This is a genomic window from Kitasatospora sp. LaBMicrA B282 (assembly GCF_050325825.1).
Taxonomy (GTDB): Bacteria; Actinomycetota; Actinomycetes; order Streptomycetales; family Streptomycetaceae; genus Kitasatospora.
The window spans coordinates 1-21,149 of record NZ_JBNQTI010000162.1 but is presented as its reverse complement, the minus strand read 5'-3'; the positions used below and the strand labels follow the sequence as shown (position 1 = coordinate 21,149).

Here is a 21,149-nt window from a genome sequence, read left to right as displayed (position 1 = left end):
CCGCTGGCCGCGCGGCCTGATCAGGCAGGATCGGGACCCTATGGGCAAGCATTCGCGTACCGGGCCGCCCCCGCCACCGCAGAACCGCCACCGCCCACTGGCCCGGGCCTGCCGCCACACCGGCAGGTGCGCTCAGCTCGAGGCCGGCGGTTACCAGAGCGGCCCGACGTACGCTCCGCTGCGATGCGGGGCTGGTGGGGCAGATGATCACCTTGTCCGGGAACAGCAGGCCCCTGGACCTCCCACCGCCATCACCCTGAAGCGCCGAGGTCAGTAACAACGGCCGACCTGCCGCGCGGGGGCGCTGCGGTCTAGGCATCGGTGCTGGTGGGTGGCGCTCCGGGGTGGCGGTCGGCGGGGTGATGATGGGGTGATGGTCGACAAGCAGGTAGTAGCGAAGTGGCACCTCAACGAGGAGCAGTGGGTCCAGCAGGTTGCCGCCTCGTGGCTGGGGGACGCGGCGGTCCGCACGGAGGTGGAGGCTGCGGCCCCGGCCGCCGCAGGGATCGTGGCGCCGCTGGTGCGGCACCTGGTCTCGCAGGTGGAGATCACCCGGTTCTGCTGGAGGGTGTGCGGCATCGGAGCGCTGTATCCGGACGGCAGCAAAAGCCCAAATCCGTTCGACCCGGACGCACCGGGCGCGTGGCAGTTGCGCGACGACGAGCGGACGCAGGCTGGCTACGTGGCCGCCGCCTTCCACCAGCTGGTCAAGCTGGTCGTGGAGACGCTCGAAGGGGCCGGGGTGCACGTGGACGCGCCGTGGGGGTCCGATCAGTCCGTGATCGCGGTGCTCATCCTGCTGGTGGCCGAGGGGAGCTACCAGATCCCCTGGAGTGACGCCCGGCTGCTGGCGCAGTACCTACAGCCGCCGGGTGTCTCCGCCATCTCCCCGGACGGGCGCTCAGCCTCCGCGCGCGACGGCCGCTCGGACGAGATGGCCCGCAACGTCGACCGCATCCGCAAGGCCGTCCGTGAGCGGGCCGGCGGCCGCGACCTTCGCCGCCCCTACGCCGCGGCGCGCGGCCACCGTTCCGAGCCTCGGCCGACGGTGCTCCGCCGGCAAGTCCTGCAGGAGATCCTCGCCGACGACCCCACGGTGAAGGTCGAACGGTTGCGCCGGACGTGGGATCTGTCGAAGAACACGGCGGGCGGGCGACTGCGCTACGAGTTGACGACCCGGCTGGCAGCCGAGGGCCTGCCCGCGCCGAACAAGCCCTCCAAGGCCACCTTGTTCAACGACTTCCAGGTTCTCCGGGCCGACGCGGACTGACCGGACGGAGAAAGAGCCCGGGCGAACGCGCGCGCGTGTTCATCCGAACTGGGGAACCGGCAGCCTTCCAACGTCAGCCCCACAACAGAGACCTTGGAGAACCGGATGTCCACCAAGCGCACGAACACACCCGCTCCCTCGGACGCGCCGAGCCCGCGGCCGCCGACGGGCAAGTCCCGGCGGGGGCTGCCGGACCCCTCCGCCCCGCTTGGCTCCGTTGTGTACGCCTTCCTCGGCGCCCTGCTCCTGTGGGTCGGGGGCGCTTTGGTCCAGCACATCCACATCTACTGGCGTTGATGGCCCGCAGCGACGGTCCGATCGGCGTCCCCGCCCATCGGTCTGTGGGACGGACGCTGCCGCTGATCCCACGTCGGGCCCGCCCTGCTGGCGCCTACGACACGCCGAGGAGCAGGTCGGGGTCGACTTTGCCTGCGTCCGGATCGGTGAACGGGTTGGTGGCGACGTCGAGCCCGAAGAGGGGGTAGAGGCGTTGGAGGGCGGCGTAGGCGTCGCGCTCGGGGTCGCCGAGGGCGCGCCATGATTGACTCCAGGTATCGCTGGTGGCCGGCTGCGGTGCGCCTTGGTAGGGGAAGTCCGGGTCGGCACCGGGGGCGAGCGTGCGCGGCGAGTCCTGTGCGAAGCCGGTGACGACGATGCTGTGGGTCCAGGGGCAGTCGAGGCGCGGCAGGATCGTGCGGTCGATCAGCCGGTAGTACTCGAGGGTGAGCTCAGTGAGGACGAAGACGCTGAGCCTGCCGGTCTGGTGGCTGCCATAGCGGTCCATGGCCCAGCCGAGCATGTCGCGGTCGGCGGCCACCGCGGCGGTGACCGAGCCGTCGGCCTCCACCCACAGCCCCCACCGCGATGGGGAGGTGTGCAGCAGTCCGCCGTCGTGCGCTTCGGGGCGTCGGACATCGGATGCGAAGTTGAAGGCGGTCACGCCACGCAGGGTGTCCTGGTGGGTGAGCGCTTCGGACACACCGCCAGGCGCGTACATCCCCGGTAGGAGGCCGCTCGGTTGGTCGGGGGTGGTCTGGAAGAAGAGGACCGGGGTGTCGTCCATCTCCAGCACGGTGCGCAGCGCGGCGCGCTCCTGGGCACGGTCCGTCTGGGGACGCGGCGGTGCGGTGGGCCCTCGGCGGGTGCGCAGACCGTCGTTGACGAGCCGGTAGACCTCGTCGGGCGAGAGGTAAGCGGTGGTGTCGCCGTTGCGCACGGGGATGGTCCAGGAGCCCCTGATGAACTTTCCGTCCTCGCTGATGCCGCGGGAGACTACGGCCCAGCGCTCGTGCTCAGGCAGGGGCGCGACCTCGATGACGAGGTAGTGCCCGTCGGCGTGCTCGTCGCCGTCTGGGTGGTCGAACCAGTGGAAGTCCACCTTGATCAGCGGCCGGATGTACTCGGTAAGGACGTCCTTGTAGGAGTTGGGATTGACCAGGCGCTTCTCGAAGGGCACGGGCCTGGTCGCGGTCTCGTAGAGCTCGGTCGGCTTCTGCTGGGTCTTGAAGCCGCACACGATCAGGCCGCCGCCGGCGTTGGCGAACGCCGCGACGTCCTTCGAGAGCTCGAATTTGCCCTTGTCGGTGCTCAGGTCGTACGGGCCAACACCGGGCCGGACACTCTTGAAGTCGACCCAGTCGCTCTCGCGGGTGCCGATGATCCGGCCCGGTGCCCGCTCAACGAGCGCGGTGATCAGCTGCATGCGGGACTCGACGGTCATGCCGCTAGGGTAGGGCTCGCGTCGGGCCGACTCTGGCCTGTCCGGCCTGTCCGGCCTGTCCGGCCTGTCCGGCCTGTCCGGCCTGCAGGTCTCGGGTCTTGAGGCGACGTGCGGCCTGAGCATGCTCGGGTTGGATCGAACGGGTGATGAGTCGCCGCAAGGAAAGGCCGCCTGGGGCCCCTTTGGCACGACGGCGATGAAGACGAACTGTGCCGCACCCGCCGACGGCGCTGATTGGTGAAGTCCAGGCTCCGCGCATGCTTGGAAGTTGATCGTCACCTCGCTGCTGCGGTGTATCTGGCCGTTAACACACGCTGGCGGCGAGACCAAACCGTCTGCCTCGGTTATCTATGGGCTCCGCCGAATGTCGGTTGGTCACCAAGGAGGAGCCCAGTGGCTGAGCAGTTCATGAGCGTAAAGCAGGCTGCCGAATACCTGAACATGTCCGTAGCTTGGGTGTACCGCGAGGCACCGAGGGTGGGGCTTGTGCCGTACAGGTTCGGGAGTGGGCGGAATGCGAAGCTGCAGTTCAAGGTGTCGGAAGTTCAGGCGTGGGTGAAGCAGCAGCGCATGCCCGTTGCGTGAGTTCGCAGTGGTCGTGAGGGGTCTGCTCGGTGGGCAGACCCCTCAGGCCGTTTAAGCAGCCAGGCCAAGGTTCAAAACCTGGGCGGCGCGGCTGATGGAGCCGGGCATGAGGTGGCGGTAGGTCTTGAAGGTGATGTCGACGCTTCGGTGGCCCATCCATTCGGCGACGTCGGTGATGGGGATGTTGTGGCTGAGGCAGTTCGAGGCGAAGAAGTGGCGGAGGCCGTAGAGGACCATGCCGTCAGGGATGTCCAGGGTGCCGGCCTTCTTGAGCCGCGCCCAGTGGTTGTCGAGGTAGTAGTGCGGGAAGGCCCTGCTGAGGTCACTCGGGTGACGCAGGAGGTAGCCGTCGACGGTGCCGTACTTGTCGGCGTACCACTCGACGGTGTGCTTGACACGGGCCGGTAGCGGCACGTCACGGTACTCGTTGGGCTTGCGGTGCTTGAGTGGACCGTAGGTCTTGGTTGTCTGGTTGACCTGTTCGGTGATGCGGTAGACATCGTCGGCGACGATGTTGTTGATGTTGACAGCGAAAGCTTCACCGTTGCGCAGACCGCATCCGCTCATCAGGTCGGCGACGAGGAGGAGGGTGTCATCGCCTGCGGTGCGGATGCCCTGGAGCTGTTCGAGGGAGGGGATGATCGTGCGCTTCGGGTCGTACTGCGGCGGCTTCACGCCGTCCAGCGGGTTCTCGTCGTAGAGGCCGAGCCGGTGGGCGTCGAGGAGGATCGCCTTCAGCTTGTCGAACGCGTTGGTCTGAGTGGCGAGGCCGATGCCGTTGCGTTCCATGGTCTGGATGAAGGCGTCGACGACCTTATGGTCGAACGTGCCCATCCGGCGGCTCCGGAAGGCCGGGTAGAGATGGTGCTCGAGGAGCGAGTCGAGGTGCCGTATCGAGGCCGGGCTGAGGTGGCGCTGACTCGGCTTCCACTGGGCGACGTAGTCCCCGAACTGCATCGAGCCGTACTTCCTGATCCGCTCGGCCTTGCGCTGGCTCTGCGGCGCGCTCTTCTTCTCCCGGTAAACCTCGACGAGCCGGTCCTTGGCGTCGTCCTGGGTGGCGAACCCGGACTCCTGGACCTGGTTGCCGGCCGGGCCGCGGTAGCGGATCTTGTACTCGTGAGGGCACCTGGACCAGCGCGACGCGGGGTGCTCGCACTCCTTGAAGAACGTGCCCATGCCGCGGATGAGGTTCGTGGTTGCCATGGTTGATCCGGCTCCAGGTCGCTTGCTGACGATTTGCTGACCCTGGATGGTCGATCAAGCCCCTGAGCTGGGAAGAACCGCCAAATACGTGGTATGTGGTGGAATTTCATCGGCCGCTCCAGCGAGGAGATCGCCCAGGCGCGTGCGGCCTGGACGGCGGGCGAGCGCTTCGGCGAGGTGCGCGGCTACGACGGCGAGCGGCTGGCCGCGCCGACGCTGCCGTCGGTGCCGCTGAAGCCCCGGGGGAGGGCGCGCTGACCTGGGGCCTTGTGTGGTCGGGGCGGGAGTGTTCGCCGGCGGTCTGGGCGGCGGTTGGGCCAGATGACAGAGCTGGCCGTGGGGGTGGTGCTGGGTGGGTTTCGGCGACGATGCCAGCATCCGCGGTGCGCTGGAGGGCTTCACCGACTGGGTCGACCTTCACACCGGTCGGGTGCGGGTGGCCAATGGCTGGGACTACGTCTTCCGCTGGCCTCGGCGAGGCCGCATGGAAGAGGCAGGATGGAAGGAGACGCCTCGTGGGCGGCCCGGTGGTGAAGGCCTTACCGGGCCGTGCGGGAGGCTGTTGCTTCCGGGAGGAGGCCGGTCCGGTGTCAGTGCTGGAACTCCACGTCCTCATCTCCGAGGACGATGTGGAAGACGAATACCTGGACAGTCGTACGCACCAGCTCCGGAAGGAGCTGCTGCAGCTCGAAGTGGAATCGGTGAAGTTCCTCTCGGTGGGACCGCCGCCGGCTGGTGCCAAGGGTCTCGATGTTTCCGACGTGGGGACTCTGGTCGTCGTCGTCATTCAGACCGCGGCAGCTTTGCAGCAGCTCATCAACACGACGCGTGGCTGGGTGAAGCACGGCTACGCCAAGCAGCGCACGGTCGTGATCAAGGCGGGAGAGGACGAGCTGAAGATCACCGGGGTCGACGACCGGGAGGAGGCGAGCCGGATCGAGCTCTTCGTGGCGCGGAACTCCGAGCTCGAAGCTCGGCCATGAACGGCCACCGGGCGGCCCTGCTGATAGCCAACGACGAGTACGAGGACGAACGCCTGACCAGGCTCGCCTCGCCTGCCCGCGATGTGGCCGAGCTCGGGCGGGTCCTGGGGGACCCGAAGATCGGCAACTTCACCGTGGAGACCATGCGGAATGCGGCGGAGCACCGCGTGCGGAAGCGGTTGGAAGAGTTCTTCGCACATCGTCGGGCGCCTGACTTCCTCCTGCTGCATTTCTCGTGCCACGGCCTGAAGAACGACCCCGGCGAGCTCTTCCTGGCGGCTCACGACACCCGGGTTCACCTCCTGTCCTCGACGGCGGTCTCGGCTGCCTTCGTCGACCAGCAGATGCGGGAGAGTCGGGCCGGGCGGGTGCTGTTGCTGCTCGACTGCTGTTACGGCGGGGCTTTTTCCACGGGTGTTCCTCGCAGCGGCGGTGCGGACGCTCTTCAAGCGTTCACCACTCCGCCGGACGACGGGCGCGGTCGGGCGGTCATCACCGCATCGAACGCCATGCAGTTCGCTTTCGAAGGTGGCCGGCTCGCCGACGGATCGGAGCCGCGGCCCTCGGTCTTCACCAGTGCGCTGGTGGCGGGCCTCGCCACCGGGGACGCGGACGAGAACCAGGACGGGCAGATCTCGCTGAGTGAACTCTACGAATATGTGCGGGGTTGGATGGCGGAGCGGAGTCCACATCAGACGCCCACCTGGAACGTCGGCGGGCAGGGGACGTTCATCGTGGCCGGCAGCCCTCGCCGACCGATCGTTCCGGCTCCGCTGCCGAGGGATCTCGAGGAGGCCATGCGGAGCGCGGACTACTATCGCTGCCTGGGAGCAGTGACCGAACTCCAGGAGCGGATTCAGGAGAGTGACCTCGCTGTCGCGGCCGCTGCCTTCGACGCCCTGCAGAAGATGGCGCGGGGGACGTTCCCGGACATCCGGAAACGTGCGAAGAGTGCCGTCGCCGATTCCCGGCTGGCGCCCGAGCCGGGACGACTCGACTTCGGCCGGGTGAAGCAGGGAGAGGATTCTCCGCCCCATGTCATTCAGCTGCACGGGCCGCCGCTCGCACGGAGCTGTGTGGTGAAGGTCAAACCACCCTGGCTGCGCGTGCAGAGTCGGCGGGACGAAGCAGGATTCGACGCGTGGGTGGACACGGCGTTGTCTCCCCGGCCCCTGAGTGGGGAGATGACTCTCACGGGATATGTCGGAACGTACGACATACCGGTCGAGGCGGTCATCGAGCCGGCTGCGATCAGCACCGGGATTTCGTTCGTCGTCGATGCCACCACGGAGCCGGGTGAGAACATCTGGGTGGTCGGGGACGACGGTGCGCTGGGTGGGTGGGACGTCGGTGAGGCGCTGCTGCTCGCATCGGACGACTATCCGCTCTGGCACGTCGAGGTCGGCATTCCTGCGGGGACTGCCGTCGAGTACAAGTACGTCCGGAAGGATGCGAGCGGTGCCGTCGACTGGGAGCCGCGCGACACCAACCGCAGGGCAGTCGTCCCGGACGCGGGCAGGTACGGCGTGAGCGACCGGTGGGGGGAATGAGCGGCAGCGCCCTCCGGTGACGGAAGGCGCTGCTCGGGCCTCAGGCCGTCGCCGAGGCTCCCACCGAGGGGCTGGTGGGGGTGGCGCGCAGGCGGGGGTTGCGGGAGACCAGGAGTGGCATCGTCGCGCCGAGGAGGGTGAAACCGGCCGCGAGGGCGAGCCAGCCGCCGGTGCCGTGGCCGATCACCAGCCAGGTGAACAGCGCGGGGGCGAACATCCGGCCGAGGTCGGCGCCCATCGCGTGGGTGCCCTGGTACTGGCCCTGGGCGTGGTCGGGGGCCAGGTTGAAGGCGAGGGTCCAGCTGCCCGCCGCCTGCCGCACCTCGCCGAAGGCGTGGGTGAGCGCGCCGAGCAGCAGCAGGGCGCAGGCGGGCACCACGGAGGTGCTGCCGGTCAACGCGAACACCAGGCAGGCGGCCGCGACGGCGCCGGCGCCCTGGAAGCTCGCCCGGGCCGCGCGGGCGGGGGTGTCGGTGCCGGCGGCGGACTTGGTCTGGGCGACGACCACGAAGGCCGTGTTGACGATGAGGAGTGCCGCGCTCATCCAGCGCGGTGCGCTGGTGTGCTGCACCACCCAGAGCGGCAGGACCACGTCGAGCAGCAGGCCCTGGGTGGTCAGCAGGCCGTCGAGCACGGTGAAGGTGAGGAACGACCAGTCGCGCAGGACGGCCAGGGCGGGGCCGGCCGAGGCGGGGACGGGCGGCACCTCGTGCTCCTTGAGGGTGAGCAGGCTGGTGGCCAGGAAGGCGCAGCCGGCGACGACCATCGCCGCCTGGTAGCCGGTGCGCGAGCCGACCGCGAGGACCAGGCCGGCGAGCGCGGCGCCGAAGGTGACGCCGAGGTTGCTCGCCGAGCGGGTGTACGCGAGGGTGCGCACGCGGTCCTGGGACGGGATGAGTCCGGCGATCATGGCCTTGCGGGCGCTGCGGCCGGCGCGGTAGGCGAGGCCCTGGGCCGAGACCACCAGCAGGTACGGCCAGAAGCCGTGCACCAGCAGCATCGCCATGGTCAGCAGCGCCATCACCAGGAACGACCAGAACTGGACACCGCGCGGGCCGGCCCGGTCGGCGAGGTGGCCGAGCGGGGTGCTGCCGAGCAGGACGATCACGGCGGAGATGCTGAGGCAGAGGCCGAACCGACCGGGCGGCAGGTGCAGCACGCTGATCGCGTAGATCGCGTTGAGGGCCATCCACAGGCCCTGGCCCAGCGACATCACGCCGGTGATCAGCGCGATCAGCCGGCCGGGGCCCGGCGGGAGGAGGATGCGGTCCAGTTTCGTCGGGTCGGGTGCCGTGGGGTCGGGTGCCGTGGGGTCGGGTGCCGTGGGGTTGGGTGCCATCAGACCGTCTCACCCTCGAACACCCGGGAGCGCAGCAGGAATTCGAGTCGCCCCACGCCCTCCTGCGCTGCGGCGACGGCGGCCTGCGCGGTGTCCGCGTGCGCCCGGACGGCGGCCAGTCGGGACTCCGAGGAGGCGAGTCCGGCCACCCGGGCGCCGGGCTTGGCGAGCACCTGCACGTGCTGGACGCCGGCCACCGCCCGGGCCTGCTCGACCCCGGACACCTCCGCCAGCACCCCACTGCCGGCCGGCGCCGCGAACCAGATGGCGGAGGCCAGCGGCTCGCGCGGCTCGGCCAGCGCCGTGCGGATGCCGGGCAGCACGGACTCGCCCAGCGTCTGGCGCACGGTGCAGTCGGCCAGGTCGATGCCGGTGACGTCGCGGGTCAGCTCGGGGATCTCGTCGCCGCCGACCCGCAGGTGGGTCTCGATCACCCGGGGCCCGGCGGACCCCAGGACAATCTCGGTGTGGGTCGGGCCGAATCCGACGCCCAGGGCGTCGAGCACGGCGGTGACGTACTCGGTGATCTCCTTGCGCTGCAGGTCGTCCAGCGGCGCCGGCGCGACGTGGCCGAGCTCCACGAAGCCGACCGGGTCGGAGAACTTCCGGGTGACGGAGAGCACCAGGTGCTCGCCGGCCTCGGAGAACGCCTCGACGCTGTACTGCTCGCCGCTGAGGAACTCCTCGACGATGACGCCGGTCTCGGTGATGCCGATGCCTTCGTGCTCGCCGGTGGCCCGCTGCCAGGCCGCGGCGACCTCGTCCTCGGTGCGCACCAGCGTGACGCCGGCGCTGCCCGCCCCGGCGACCGGCTTGACCACGCAGGGGCCGCCGTGGGCGCGCAGGAAGGCCCGGACCGCCTGCTCGTCGGCCGCCCGGACGTGCGCGGTGGTGTCGACACCGGCCTCGGCGAGCCGCTGCCGCATCAGGTTCTTGTCGTGCACCAGCGCGACGGTCTCCGGCCGGTGCGTGCTGAGTCCGAGGGCGGCGCCGATGGCCGCGCAGCGGTCCTGGTCGCGCTCGCCGACGGTGGCGATCCGGGTGAACGGGTGCTGCGCGTGCACGGCGGCCGCGAGCGCGATCCACTCCGCGTCCGGGGCGTGTTCGCGCAGGGCGAGGACCCGGGCGTTGCCGCCCGCCTCGCGCAGCTTGTGCACGTACTCGACGCGGCACATGACGGTGGTCTCGGCGGCGGTGCGGGCCGCGCGCACCAGGGCGGGGAACTCCCGCCCGGTGCCGACGATCAGGACGTGCTCGGACACAGCGGTTCTCCTCAGGAGGCTTGCAGGACGGTGGCGGGGCGGGGCGGGGACGGCGGCAGGGCAGGGGAGCGCGGCGACGGGTGGGAACCGCGAGGTCAGCCCTGGAAGCCGTGCTCGGCCAGGGCCTGGTCGATCCGGGCGCGGTGGGCCGCCGCCCAGTCGTCCAGGGACTGCGCGTCCTCCTTGGCGCGCTTGGCCCGGGCGTCGGCCAGCACCTGCTGCTGCCTGGCGGCGGGGACCACCACCACGCCCTCCTCGTCGGCCACGACCAGGTCGCCGGCGTGCACCAGCACGCCGCCGCAGCGCACGGGGGCGCCGAACGGGGTGACGGCCTTCTTGTCGCCGGGGATCGGGATGGTGCCGCGGGCGTACACCGGGAAGCCCATCGCCCGCACCTCGCCGAGGTCGCGGATCACGCCGTCGAGGACGAAGGCGGCGATGCCGCGGCGCTGGGCGACGGCGCAGACGTTGCCGCCGGCGAGTGCGTAGTCGAGGTCGCCGGACTGGACGACGATGACGGCGCCGGGCTCGGCCCGGTGGATGGCGGCGTGCAGCATCAGGTTGTCGCCGGGCGGGCACTGCACGGTGAAGGCCGGGCCTGCGACGTGCGGGGCGGGCGTCCAGAGCGAGCGGATGCCGAGGTCCATCACCTGCTCCCGGCCCAGGAAGTCGGCGAGCGCGGTGGTGGGGACGGCGGAGCCCTCGGTCACGGCGGAGCCCTCGGTCGCGGTGCTGGTGGTCACGGCGGTGCTGGTCACGGCGGAGTTCTCGTTCACGGTCTTTCCTTCGATGGTGTCGGGCCGTCAGGCCCGGCCGTTGGCGGTGGTCTTGCGTGGGCTGTAGCGGTGCCACTGCCAGCTGGTGCCGCCGTCGTCCGTGGACAGCACGGCGCCCTCGTCGCCGACGATCCGGGCCCGGTCGGCGCCGTCGGAGCGCACGTCCCACAGGGTCATGCCGGTGCCGGTGCTGCCGGCCTGCCAGCTGTGGCCGCCGTCCAGCGTGGTGACGACCGTGTCGCTGCGGCCGACCGCGCGGCCGACCAGGCCGTCGGCCGCGAAGTGCACGGCGGCGAGGTTCTGGGTGGTGCGGCTGTCGTGCTGCTCCCAGTGCGCTCCGCCGTCGCGGGTGCTCAGCACGGTGCCGCCGTCCCCGACCGCCCAGCAGGTCCGCCCGTCGACGACGTGCAGGCCCAGCAGGTCCTCGGTGCTGCCGCTGTCCTGGGCGAACCAGCTGCGGCCGCCGTCGCGGGTGGCGAGCACGGTGCCGCCGGTGCCGACCGCCCAGCCGGTGGACAGGTCCGCGAAGCGCACCGCCCACAGTGCGAGGTCGGGGTCCGGGACGCGTTGCGCCAGCCAGCTCTCGCCGCCGTCGCGGGTGGCGAGCAGGGTGCCGTGGTCGCCGACCGCCCAGCCGGTGCGGGCGTCGGCGTCCAGGTGGACGCCGAGCAGGTCGCGGTCCGTGCCGCTGTCCTGGGCCCGCCAGGACGCGCCGGCGTCGCGGGTGACCACGATGGTGCCGCCGCGACCGACCGCCCAGGCCCGCTCGGGCGTCGGGGCGGTGATCGAGTAGAGGTTCGCGGTGGTCTCGCCGGACCGCTGCCGCCACGGCCCCTGCTCAGCGGTGCTGAGGACGAGGCCGCCGTCGCCGACCGCCCAGGCCTGGCCGCTGCCCGCGGCAGCGGAGCCGGAAGTAGAGCCGGAGGTAGGGCCGGAGCTGGAGGCGGTGGTGGTCAGCCCGTACAGGTTCTTGCCGGTCGGGGCCACCCGCGGGGCCCAGGACTTGCCGTCGTACTCGGTGGCGAGGACCAGACCGCCGTCGCCGACCGCCTGCGCCGCGCCGCCCGCCGGGTGCACCCAGAGCTGCTTGACGTCCACCTCGACCGTGCTGTCCTGGGCGAACCAGTGCGCACCGCCGTCCTCGGTGGCCAGCACGGTGCCCGCGTCGCCGACCGCCCAGCCCTGCCGGCCGGCAGCGTCGAAGCCGACCGCCCAGAGCGCCCGGTCGGTGCCGCTGTCGCGGGGCGACCAGGTGACGCCGCCGTCCTCGGTGGCCAGCACGGTGCCGGCCAGGCCGACGGCGAACAGGCGCTTCGCGTCGATGCGGTGCAGGCCCGTCAGGTCGTGGTCGGTGGGGGCCGTCTGTCGGGTCCAGGTGGTGCCGCCGTCCTCGGTGGTGAGGACGGTGCCGGCGGCGCCGACGGCCCAGCCGTGGCGGCCGGCGGGTCCGACCTGGAGGGCGAAGAGGTCGTGGTCGGTGGGGGCCGTCCGTTGGGTCCAGGTGGTGCCGCCGTCCTCGGTGGTCAGCACCGTGCCGGCCGCGCCCACGGCCCAGCCGTGCTGCTCGTCGTCGCTCAGCCGGACGTCCCAGAGCGACTCCCGCACGCCCGTCTCCCGGACCTGCCAGCTCTCGCCGCCGTCGGTCGAGACCACCAGGGTGCCGCGGGCGCCGACCGCCCACCGGGAGCCGCCGGTGCCGTGGATCCCCAGCAGGTCGCGGAACATGCCGTCGAGCTGGGCCTGCCAGCGGGCACCGCCGTCCGCGGTCGCCAGGATCAGACCGTCGTCGCCGACGCCCCAGCCGTGCCGGCCGTCGGGCGTGAAGGCGAGCGAGACGACGTCCTTGCCGGTACCGGCGTGCTGCGCCGTCCAGCCGAGTCCGCCGTCCTCGGAGGCGAGCAGCAGGCCGTTGTCGCCGGAGGCCCGCAGCCGGGTGCCGTCCGGCGCGGCCCACAGTCCGTAGATGTCGAGCCCGGTGCCGCTCGGCCGGGCCGTCCAGGTCCGGCCGCCGTCCCGGGTGGCCAGGATGGTGCCGCTGCGGCCGACCACCCAGCCGACCTCGGCGGACAGCGCGAAGACGCAGCGCAGGTCCGCCCGGGTGCCGCCGTCCCGGCTGGTCCAGCTGGCGCCGCCGTCGGTGGTGAGCAGGATCCGGCCCTGCTTGCCGACCGCCCAGGCGGTGCGCTCGTCGACCGCGTGGCAGCGGGTCAGGTGCCCGTGGTCCGGCACCGCCTGCGGGTGCCAGGTCCGGCCGCCGTCCGTCGAGCGGAGCACGGTGCCGTGGTCGCCGACCGCCCAGCCGACCCGGCCGGTGGGGGCGAAGGAGATCCCGTACAGGTTGTGCGCGGTCCCCGAGTCCACGGCCGGCCAGCTCGCGCCGCCGTCCTCGGTGCGCAGCAGCGTGCCGTCCCGGCCGGCGATCCAGCCGTGCTCCGGGTCGGTGAAGCAGACGGCCCGCAGGTCCTTGTCGGTGTGCCCCTGCGGGATCCAGCGGACGCCGCCGTCCCGGGTGGCGAGGATCATCCCGCCGTCCCCGACCGCCCAGGCGGTGGAGGCGTCCACCAGGTGGACGCCCTGCATGTTCACACTGCGCGGTGCGATGCCGCACCTCGTCATCTCGAACCTCCCTGCCGCGGTGACCGGTGTGCACCCGAAGGCTGGCGAGAACCCCTTCTCGGATCCTTCTGATCGCCTTTCGACGGCCGGGGGTGGACCGAGGTCCGGCGAAAGGCGATCGGAAAGCGCTCGAGGCTGAACTGTTCCCAGCCGGAGGACACCCGGTGGAACGACCCGGGCCGCACGGCCCACGACTGCACCGCCCAAGACCCACGGGGGAGAACGCGATGACCAAGACCCGGATCCTGACCCGCTCGCTGCTCGGCCTGGCCGCCGGTGCGACGGCCGTACTGGCGGTCGCCGGGACGGGCACCCGGGGGGCCGCGGACCAGACGCCGGGCGACACCCACTGGGGCGGCGTGCGGCCGGTCGCGGCGGCGGTCGCGGACCCCGGGCCGCGCGACACCCACTGGGGTGCGGTGCAGCCCGCCGGCGACACCCACTGGGGTCGGCTGCGGCCGCTCGCGGTCGCCGAGCCGGCTCCCGTCCCCGGCGACACGCACTGGGGCGGCGTGCAGCCGGCCGCGGTCGCCGACCCGGCCCCGGCGCCGGGTGACACCCACTGGGGAGCGGTCCGCCAGGCGGACCGGCTCGGCGCCTGAGCGGTCCGGTGGGCCGGAACCGATCGTCAACGGACAGGGAGCGACGGGGCATGAGCGGAACACGACGGATGCTGAAGCTGGGGGCCTTCCTCCTGGTCCCGGGGTACCACGTCGCCTCCTGGCGGCACCCGGGGGCGCGGGCCGACGGCGGCCTGGACTTCGGCCACTACCTGGACCTGGTGCGGACCGCCGAGCGCGCCAAGTTCGACATGTTCTTCGTCGCGGACGGCGTCGGCATCCGCACGCCGTACGGCGACGCGGACGAGCTCAGCCGCTGGGGCAGGTTCCTGCAGTTCGACCCGGTCGCCCTGCTCTCCGCCCTCGCGGTGTCCACCGAGCGGATCGGCCTGGCCGCCACCGCCTCCACCACCTACAACGAACCGTTCCACCTGGCCCGCAAGTTCGCCTCGATCGACCACCTCAGCGACGGGCGGGCGGCCTGGAACATCGTCACCTCGGTGACCGACGCCGAGGCCCGCAACTTCAACCGCGACTCCCAGCCGGCGCACGCCGCCCGCTACCACCGGGCCCGCGAGTTCATGGAGGTGGTCACCGGGCTGTGGGACAGCTGGGAGGACGACGCCTTCGTCTACGACAAGGACGGCGGGCGCTTCTTCCGGCCCGAGAAGCTGCACCTGCTCGGCCACCGGGGCGAGCACTTCTCGGTCGCCGGCCCGCTCAACGTGGCCCGACCGCCGCAGGGTTACCCGGTGCTGATCCAGGCCGGCGCCTCGGCCGACGGCCAGGACTTCGCGGCCCGGTGGGCCGAGGTGGTCTTCACGGCGAGCCAGACGATCGAGGAGGGCCGCGCCCTCTACCGCGCGATCCGCGAACAGGTCGCGGGGCACGGACGCGATCCCGAGCAGGTGAAGATCATGCCGGGGGTGTTCCCGGTGGTCGGCCGCACCCGGGCCGAGGCCGAGGACAAGTACGCCGTCCTGCAGGAACTGGTGGACCCGGTGGTCGGGTTCGGACTGCTCACCCAACTCCTGGGCGACGTCGACATCTCGGCCAGCCCGGTGGACGGACCGCTGCCCGAGCTGCCCGAGACGCAGGCCAGCACCAGCCGGCAGAAGCTGGTCTACGACAAGGCCCGGCGCGAGGGCCTGACCATCAAGCAGCTCTACCAGTCGATCTCCGGGGGCCGCGGCCACCGGGTGGTGATCGGCACCCCGCAGGACGTCGCGGACGCGATGGAGGAGTGGTTCACCGGCGGGGCGGCCGACGGCTTCAACGTGATGCCGCCGGTGCTGCCGGACGGCCTGACGGACTTCGCCGACCTGGTGGTCCCCGAGCTGCAGCGCCGGGGCCTGTTCCGCACCGAGTACGAGGGGACGACGCTGCGCGACCACCTCGGGCTGGCCCGGCCGGCGCACGGCGCCGCCGCCCGCCCGGGCCACGTCTGACCCGCGTCCGCACCACGTCCGACCCGCCGAAGCACGTCCGCGCCGCCGCACCACGCCCGCCCGGGCCACCGCCGCCGAGCGGCCGCCCACCACCCGAGCATCCGAGGAGCGCCCGACCATGCCGTCACTGGTACGAGACCTCAGCGAGATCCCGCCCTCACCCCTGGTCCGGGTGGAGGAACTGCTGCGCCGCAGCGGCGATCTGGCCCCGATCGGCCTGCACCAGGGCAAGACGGTCTTCGAGCCCTGCGCCCGGCCCCGGACCTGGAACGCCGAGGAGTTCGGCATCGCACCCCACCAGCACGCCCCGCCCGGTGGCGTCCCGGAGCTGCGCGCGGCCTTCGCCGCGGACCTCGCCGCGCGCCGCGGCAGCCCGGTGGACCCGGCGCAGGTGCTGGTCACCAACGGCGCCACGCACGCCATCGCGGTCGTGCTGCACGCGATCCTGCACCCGGGCGACGAGGTGCTGGTGCTGTCGCCGCAGTGGCTGTTCGCCACCGGCCTGGTGTGGGCGGCCGGCGGGGTGCCGCGCGAGGTGCCGGTCTTCCTGGAGCTCGGCGCCGATCCCGACTTCGACTTCGTCACGGTGATCGAGCGGGCGGTGACCGGCCGGACCCGCGCGATCTACTTCAACAACCCCAACAACCCGACCGGGTACCGGCTGACCGAGCCGCAGCTCGCGGCACTCGCCGAGCTCGCCGAGCGGCACGACCTGTGGCTGATCGCCGACAACGCCTACGAGAACTACGACTTCACCCGTGACGGCTTCGTCCACCCCGCCACCGTCGGCCGGGCGGACGGGCGCACCTTCTCGGTGCACAGCTGCAGCAAGACCTACGCGATGCCGGGCGCCCGGGTGGGCTGCCTGGTCTCGCCGCCCGGGCTGACCGAGGCGCTGACCAAGTGGTCCCTGCACTCGCTCTACTCGGTCTCCACCGCGGCGCAGTTCGCCGCCCACGAGGCGCTGCGCACGCCGGCCCAGGAGCTGGCCCGGCGCCGCGACCGGGCCGCCGCGGCCTGGTGGCTCGCGGACTCGACGCTGGAGGTCCCGCACACCGCGGTCGCCGGCGGTCTGTACACCTTCCTCGACCTGGCCGCCTACGGGGACGGCGAGCGGTTCGTCGGCCACTGCGCCGACCTGGGCGTGGGCCTGGCCCCCGGCCGGGTGTTCGGCGCCCACTGCGGCGACTGGGCCCGGCTCTGTTTCACCGCCGCGCCACCGCCGTTGGTGGCCGAGGCGATCGAGCGCATCAACAAGATCTACAAGGAGGGCATCGATGAGCACTGACACGATCGTCCTGGAGCGTTCCGGCATCACGCCGTTCCTGCACCGCTACCAGGCCCCCGCGCGGGTCGGCCTCAAGGTGAACGCCTACCGGGGCTACGAGGTGGAGGGGCTGGCCCGGGCGCTGGCGGCGCCCGACCTGGCGGACTGCCCGCTGGAGTGCGTGATGGTCGGCGACTCCTACTTCATGACCCACCTGGGCCGGTCCAGCACCGTGCTGGCGGACGCCGCGGAGCGCGAGTGGGCGCTGGGCACGCTGGTCGGGCTGGTGGCGGAGGTGCGGGCGGCGCTGGACGCCTGCTTCCCCGCGCACCGACGGCCCTTCCTGCTCGCCGACCTGCCGGACGGCGCGACCGCCACGCCCGCCGCCGCCCTCGCCGCGGGCGAGCGCTTCCGGGCGGCGGGCGCCGACGCGGTCAAGGTGGAACTCGCCGGCGACCGCGACCTGGAGTGCCTGGAGGCGCTCGCGCTGACCGGGGGCACCACGCTCGGACACCTCGGCTACACGCCCCAGCGCGGCGCGCTGAGCCGGCACGGCGACAGCGTCGAGGACGCGCAGCGGATGTTCGCCCGGGCCCGCCGGGTGCGGGACGCGGGCGCCGCCGGACTGATCGTCGAGATGGTCAGCGAACCGGTCAACCAGGCGCTGAGCCGGCCGGACCCGGACGGGATCCCGCTGTACTCGGTGTTCAGCGGCCGGGCCGAGTGGGGCGGGCAGAGCCTCAACGTCTGGGACGCGGTGGTCCGCCCGGCCGGGCGCAGCCGGTTCTTCCCGCCCACCGCGGTGCTCGACGCCGCCCAGGTCCCCACCGCCTACACCCCCGACCTGATCGCGGACCGGATGGCGGAGCTGGTCCGACTCACCCTGGACGGCCGGTTCCCGCTCTCGCCGCGCACCGCCCTGACCCCCGAGGAGACCGCGCAGGTCTCCGCGACCGAGCCCTGGAGCGCCTGATGACCACGATGACGACGACCACGGTGACCACGTCGACCACGTCGACCACGCTTACTGCGCCGACGACGGCGACCCCGAGCGGCACGGCGGTCTTCGACGAGCTCGAGTCCGCGGTGCGCACCTACTGCCGGCGATTCCCGGCCGTCTTCACCCGCGCCAGCGGGCACCGGATGTGGGACGAGGACGGCCGCGAGTTCCTGGACTTCCTGTCCGGCGCGGGCGCGCTGAACTACGGTCACAACCCGCCCGCCGTGCGCCGGGCGCTGGTGGACTACCTGCTCGCGGACGGGCCGGTGCACGGGCTGGACCTGCACACCGGCGCCAAGCGCCGTTTCCTGGAGCGCTTCCAGGCGGTCGTGCTGGCGCCGCGCGGCCTGGCGTACCGGGTGCAGTTCACTGGTCCGACCGGCACCAACGCGATCGAGGCCGCGTTCAAGGTGGCCCGCCGGGTCACCGGGCGCACCGACGTCGTCGCGTTCACCGGCGGCTTCCACGGGCTCTCGCTCGGCGCGCTCGCCGCCTCGGCCACCGCGTTCAAGCGCGACGCCGCCGGTGTCCCGCTCGGCAACGTGGTGCGGATGCCCTACGAGGGCTTCGCGGGCGAGGACGTGGACACGATCGACCACCTGACCCGGATGCTGGACGACCCGGGCAGCGGCATCTCCAAGCCCGCGGCCTTCGTGGTGGAGACCGTGCAGGGCGAGGGCGGTCTGGCCACCGCGAGCCCCGAGTGGCTGCGCCGGTTGGCCCGGGTGGCCCGCGAGCGCGACATCCTGCTGATTGTCGACGACATCCAGGCCGGCTGCGGGCGGACCGGTACCTTCTTCAGCTTCGAGCAGGCCGGGATCACGCCCGACCTGGTCTGCCTGTCCAAGTCGATCAGCGGGTACGGGCTGCCGATGGCGCTGCTGCTGGTGCGGCCGGAGCTGGACCAACTCGGGCCGGGGGAGCACAGCGGCACCTTCCGGGGCAACAACCTGGCCTTCGTCACCGCGACCGCCTGCCTGGACCACTGGGCCGACCCCGCGTTCGCCGCCGGCCTCGCCGAGCGGGTCCGGGTGCTGGACGGACTGCTGGACGACCTGGCGCTGCGGTTCGCGTCGCTCGGCTGCACGCCGCGCGGCCGGGGGCTGATCCGCGGCCTCGGCTTCACCGACCCGACGCTGGCGGACCGCGTCTCGCGCGCCGCGTTCGAGGCCGGCCTGCTGGTGGAGACCTCGGGTGCGCAGGGCCAGGTACTCAAGATCATGCCGCCGATCGTGCTGGCCGAGGACGAACTCGCCCGCGGCATCACGCTGCTCGCCGACGTCATCGACGCGGTCGCCCGCAAGGAGGAGAACCGATGACCACGCTGCTGTTCGACACCGACACCGAGCCCACCGACACCGAGCCCACCGACAACGCCACCGCTGAGGAAGGCCACGAGGAGGGCCACGACCACGCGCCCGGCATCGACGAGTCGGTGCTGCGCCGGATCGCCGACTCCTGGCCGCGCCGCGCCACCGTGCGCACCGACCTCGACCGGGTCACCGACCCGGGGGAGTACGACCCCGCGCTGCCCGACTACCCCGAGCGGCTGCTGCCCTTCGCCGAGCACCCGAAGTACCTGGCCGCGAGCCCGGAGGCCCGGCGGCGGGTGCAGACGCTGGCCTGGCTGGTCTACAACGAGCGGGTCATCGCCGCCGAGGAGCACGTGGCGAACCCCACCTTCGCGATGATCATGCACGGCGTCTTCCCGGGCGCCGACGGCGTGCACACCAAGCGGGCGGTCCAGCAGACCCACGTGGACGAGGTGTGGCACACCTACATGCACATGATCGCCATGCAGCGCACCCGTGAGCTGCGGCAGGTGACCGACGAGCCGGCCTACCCGCACACCGTCACCTACCGCCGGCTGTTGGAGGCCGAGGCGCAGGCCTCCGAGCGGTGGGAGCGCGACCTGCTCAAGCTGGTGTGGACCACCGTCTCGGAGATCAGCGTCAACGCCTACCTGGAGCTGCTCTCCCGGGACGAGACGGTCCAGCCGCTGCACACGCTGGTCCCGCGGCTGCACGCCCGCGACGAGTCCGCCCACTCCTCCGTCATGGTCGAGGTGGCCAAGGGCCTGTACACGCACCTGAACGCCGAGCAGCGACGGGCCTTCGTGGACGCCCTGCCGAAGGCGCTCAACGCCTTCGTCGCCCAGGACTTCGCGGTCTGGCCCGGCATCCTGCGGCACGCCGGGATCGCGGACGCCGAGGAGATCGTCGCGGACTGCCGACGCGCCTCGGGCAGCGGGCTGCTGGTGCGTGACTTCTCCGGGATCAGGCGGATCGTGCGCGAGATGGAGTTGACCGAGCTGGTCGGGTTCGACTTCGGGGCCGAGTGATGCGGCTGCCGGGCGGCCTGGCGGAACTGACCGCCGACGGGCACCGGTTGGCCGTGGCCGCCCTGGTCCAGTCGCTGGGCATCGGCCTCTTCACGGCCAGTTCGATCGCCTGGTTCACCCGCCACGTCGGGCTGACCGCCAACCAGGTGGCGACCGGGCTGGCGGTGGCCGGCGCCGCCGCCCTGGCGGGCTCGCTGCTGGCCGGCGTGCTCGCCGACCGGCACGGGGCCCGCCGGGTGCTCGCCACCGTGTACGCCGGGCGCGGGCTGTGCTTCCTCGCCTTCGCCTTCGTGACGAACCTGTGGCAGTACCTTCTGGTCACGCTCTGCTCGGTGGCCTTCGACCGGGCCGGGCCGCCGGTGCTCCAGGCCCTGGTCGCGGCGGCGGTGCCCGGGCAGCGCGAGCGGGGCCGGCTGCTGGCGGTGGTCAACGTGGTGCGCAACATCGGCCTGGGACTCGGGGCGATGGCCGGCGGGGTGACGCTCACCCTCGACACGGTGCAGGCCTACCGGATCACCATGCTGCTGGTCACCGCGGCCTTCCTGGCCGGTGCCCTGCTGGTGCTCCGCCTGCCGGCCCCGGCCCGGTCGACCGCCACCGCGGCCCGGCAGACCGGACGCACCCGGGCCCTGCCCGACCGGCACTACCTGGCGCTGACCGGTCTGAACTTCCTGCTCTCCTTCTTCGACGTGCTGCTGCTGGTCGCGATGCCGGTCTGGGTGCTGCAGCACACGTCCGCGCCCCGCGCGACGGTGTCGGTGCTGTACGGGCTCAACACCGTCCTGGTGGTGGTCGGCCAACTGCCGGTGAGCCGGCTGGCCGACGGGCTGCGGCGCAGCAGCCGGATGCTGCGGTGGGGCGGAGCCGCGCTGGCCGCGAGCAGCCTCTGCTTCGCCGGTGCGGGCGCGGCCCACGGCCGGACGGCGCTGCTGCTGCTGGTGGCGGCGATCGTGGCGCTGTCCGCGGGCGAGGTGATCACCACCTCCGCCACCTGGAACCTGTCGATCGCGCTCGCGCCGGACGGGGCGCGCGGCCGCTACCTGTCGGTCTTCGGCCTCGGCCTGGCCACCGAGCGGGTGCTCGGGCCGGTGCTGGTCACCGGGCTGCTGCTCGGCTCGGGGGCCGTCGGCTGGACGGGCGCGGCCGTGGTCTTCGCCCTGGCCGGCGCCGCGGCCGAGCGGGTCGCGCTGGCCGGCGGCGCCCGACCGGCCGCCCCGGCGACCGGC

The 21,149-nt window shown here is 72.3% G+C and carries 17 protein-coding genes and 1 pseudogene; 12 read left to right on the top strand and 6 right to left on the bottom strand.

The genetic code is table 11. The features are described 5' to 3' along the window. Positions 1-373 precede the first annotated feature (373 nt). Positions 374-1,270, top strand: coding sequence for a hypothetical protein (locus ACQRUO_RS31765; RefSeq protein WP_428319576.1), 897 nt, complete (start codon positions 374-376; stop codon positions 1,268-1,270). A gap of 391 nt (positions 1,271-1,661) precedes the next feature. Here the strand turns inward: ACQRUO_RS31765 and ACQRUO_RS31760 are convergent, their stop codons facing one another. Beyond that, complete coding sequence (locus ACQRUO_RS31760; RefSeq protein WP_428319575.1) at positions 1,662-2,990, bottom strand: AlbA family DNA-binding domain-containing protein; 1,329 nt, start codon at positions 2,988-2,990, stop codon at positions 1,662-1,664. A gap of 393 nt (positions 2,991-3,383) precedes the next feature. Between ACQRUO_RS31760 and ACQRUO_RS31755 the strand changes: the two genes are divergently transcribed. Continuing rightward, positions 3,384-3,575, top strand: coding sequence for a helix-turn-helix transcriptional regulator (locus ACQRUO_RS31755; RefSeq protein WP_428319574.1), 192 nt, complete (start codon positions 3,384-3,386; stop codon positions 3,573-3,575). A gap of 51 nt (positions 3,576-3,626) precedes the next feature. Here ACQRUO_RS31755 and ACQRUO_RS31750 read toward each other — a convergent pair whose 3' ends face one another. Beyond that, positions 3,627-4,781 (bottom strand): tyrosine-type recombinase/integrase, encoded by a 1,155-nt coding sequence (locus ACQRUO_RS31750; protein ID WP_428319573.1) that lies wholly within the window; start codon positions 4,779-4,781, stop codon positions 3,627-3,629. 93 nt (positions 4,782-4,874) lie between these two features. Here ACQRUO_RS31750 and ACQRUO_RS31745 point away from each other — a divergent pair. The 3 genes and pseudogenes from ACQRUO_RS31745 to ACQRUO_RS31735 form a co-directional block, all read left to right on the top strand. Then, positions 4,875-5,039: pseudogene (locus tag ACQRUO_RS31745) on the top strand (pirin family protein); the annotation flags it as partial. Positions 5,040-5,368: 329 nt separating this feature from the next. Then, positions 5,369-5,764, top strand: coding sequence for a hypothetical protein (locus ACQRUO_RS31740; RefSeq protein ID WP_428319572.1), 396 nt, complete (start codon positions 5,369-5,371; stop codon positions 5,762-5,764). Continuing rightward, positions 5,761-7,314, top strand: coding sequence for a caspase, EACC1-associated type (locus tag ACQRUO_RS31735; protein ID WP_428319571.1), 1,554 nt, complete (start codon positions 5,761-5,763; stop codon positions 7,312-7,314). The genes ACQRUO_RS31740 and ACQRUO_RS31735 overlap by 4 nt, the downstream gene beginning before the upstream one ends. 40 nt (positions 7,315-7,354) lie before the next feature. Here ACQRUO_RS31735 and ACQRUO_RS31730 read toward each other — a convergent pair whose 3' ends face one another. The 4 genes from ACQRUO_RS31730 to ACQRUO_RS31715 form a co-directional block, all read right to left on the bottom strand. Next, on the bottom strand, positions 7,355-8,653 hold the full coding sequence (locus ACQRUO_RS31730) for an MFS transporter (protein ID WP_428319570.1): 1,299 nt from the start codon (positions 8,651-8,653) through the stop codon (positions 7,355-7,357). Next, positions 8,653-9,915 carry an ATP-grasp domain-containing protein gene (locus ACQRUO_RS31725; protein ID WP_428319569.1) on the bottom strand — a complete coding sequence of 421 codons (1,263 nt, stop codon included), beginning with the start codon at positions 9,913-9,915 and terminating at the stop codon, positions 8,653-8,655. Before ACQRUO_RS31725 ends, ACQRUO_RS31730 begins: the two co-directional genes overlap by 1 nt. Positions 9,916-10,010: 95 nt before the next feature. Beyond that, positions 10,011-10,625 carry an RraA family protein gene (locus tag ACQRUO_RS31720; protein ID WP_428319578.1) on the bottom strand — a complete coding sequence of 205 codons (615 nt, stop codon included), beginning with the start codon at positions 10,623-10,625 and terminating at the stop codon, positions 10,011-10,013. A gap of 93 nt (positions 10,626-10,718) precedes the next feature. Continuing rightward, positions 10,719-13,307 (bottom strand): YCF48-related protein, encoded by a 2,589-nt coding sequence (locus ACQRUO_RS31715; RefSeq protein ID WP_428319568.1) that lies wholly within the window; start codon positions 13,305-13,307, stop codon positions 10,719-10,721. A 227-nt stretch (positions 13,308-13,534) separates the two neighbouring features. Between ACQRUO_RS31715 and ACQRUO_RS31710 the strand changes: the two genes are divergently transcribed. From ACQRUO_RS31710 to ACQRUO_RS31680, 7 genes are all read left to right on the top strand, one after another. Continuing rightward, positions 13,535-13,909, top strand: coding sequence for a hypothetical protein (locus ACQRUO_RS31710; RefSeq protein WP_428319567.1), 375 nt, complete (start codon positions 13,535-13,537; stop codon positions 13,907-13,909). Positions 13,910-13,959: 50 nt separating this feature from the next. After that, complete coding sequence (locus ACQRUO_RS31705) at positions 13,960-15,315, top strand: LLM class flavin-dependent oxidoreductase (protein ID WP_428319566.1); 1,356 nt, start codon at positions 13,960-13,962, stop codon at positions 15,313-15,315. 118 nt (positions 15,316-15,433) lie between these two features. Then, positions 15,434-16,603: a pyridoxal phosphate-dependent aminotransferase gene (locus tag ACQRUO_RS31700; protein WP_428319565.1), complete on the top strand. Its 1,170-nt coding sequence runs from the start codon at positions 15,434-15,436 to the stop codon at positions 16,601-16,603. Next, a complete protein-coding gene (locus tag ACQRUO_RS31695) occupies positions 16,593-17,555 on the top strand; it encodes a 3-methyl-2-oxobutanoate hydroxymethyltransferase (RefSeq protein WP_428319564.1) in 963 nt (320 codons plus the stop codon). The genes ACQRUO_RS31700 and ACQRUO_RS31695 overlap by 11 nt, the downstream gene beginning before the upstream one ends. Before the next feature lie 8 nt (positions 17,556-17,563). After that, entirely contained in the window at positions 17,564-18,901 is a 1,338-nt protein-coding gene (gene ectB / locus ACQRUO_RS31690) for a diaminobutyrate--2-oxoglutarate transaminase (protein WP_428319577.1), read from the top strand. Next, positions 18,898-19,923: a diiron oxygenase gene (locus tag ACQRUO_RS31685; protein WP_428319563.1), complete on the top strand. Its 1,026-nt coding sequence runs from the start codon at positions 18,898-18,900 to the stop codon at positions 19,921-19,923. The genes ectB and ACQRUO_RS31685 overlap by 4 nt, the downstream gene beginning before the upstream one ends. Next, a partial coding sequence (locus ACQRUO_RS31680; protein ID WP_428319562.1) for an MFS transporter occupies positions 19,923-21,149 on the top strand: 1,227 nt, incomplete at its 3' end. The genes ACQRUO_RS31685 and ACQRUO_RS31680, both read left to right, overlap by 1 nt.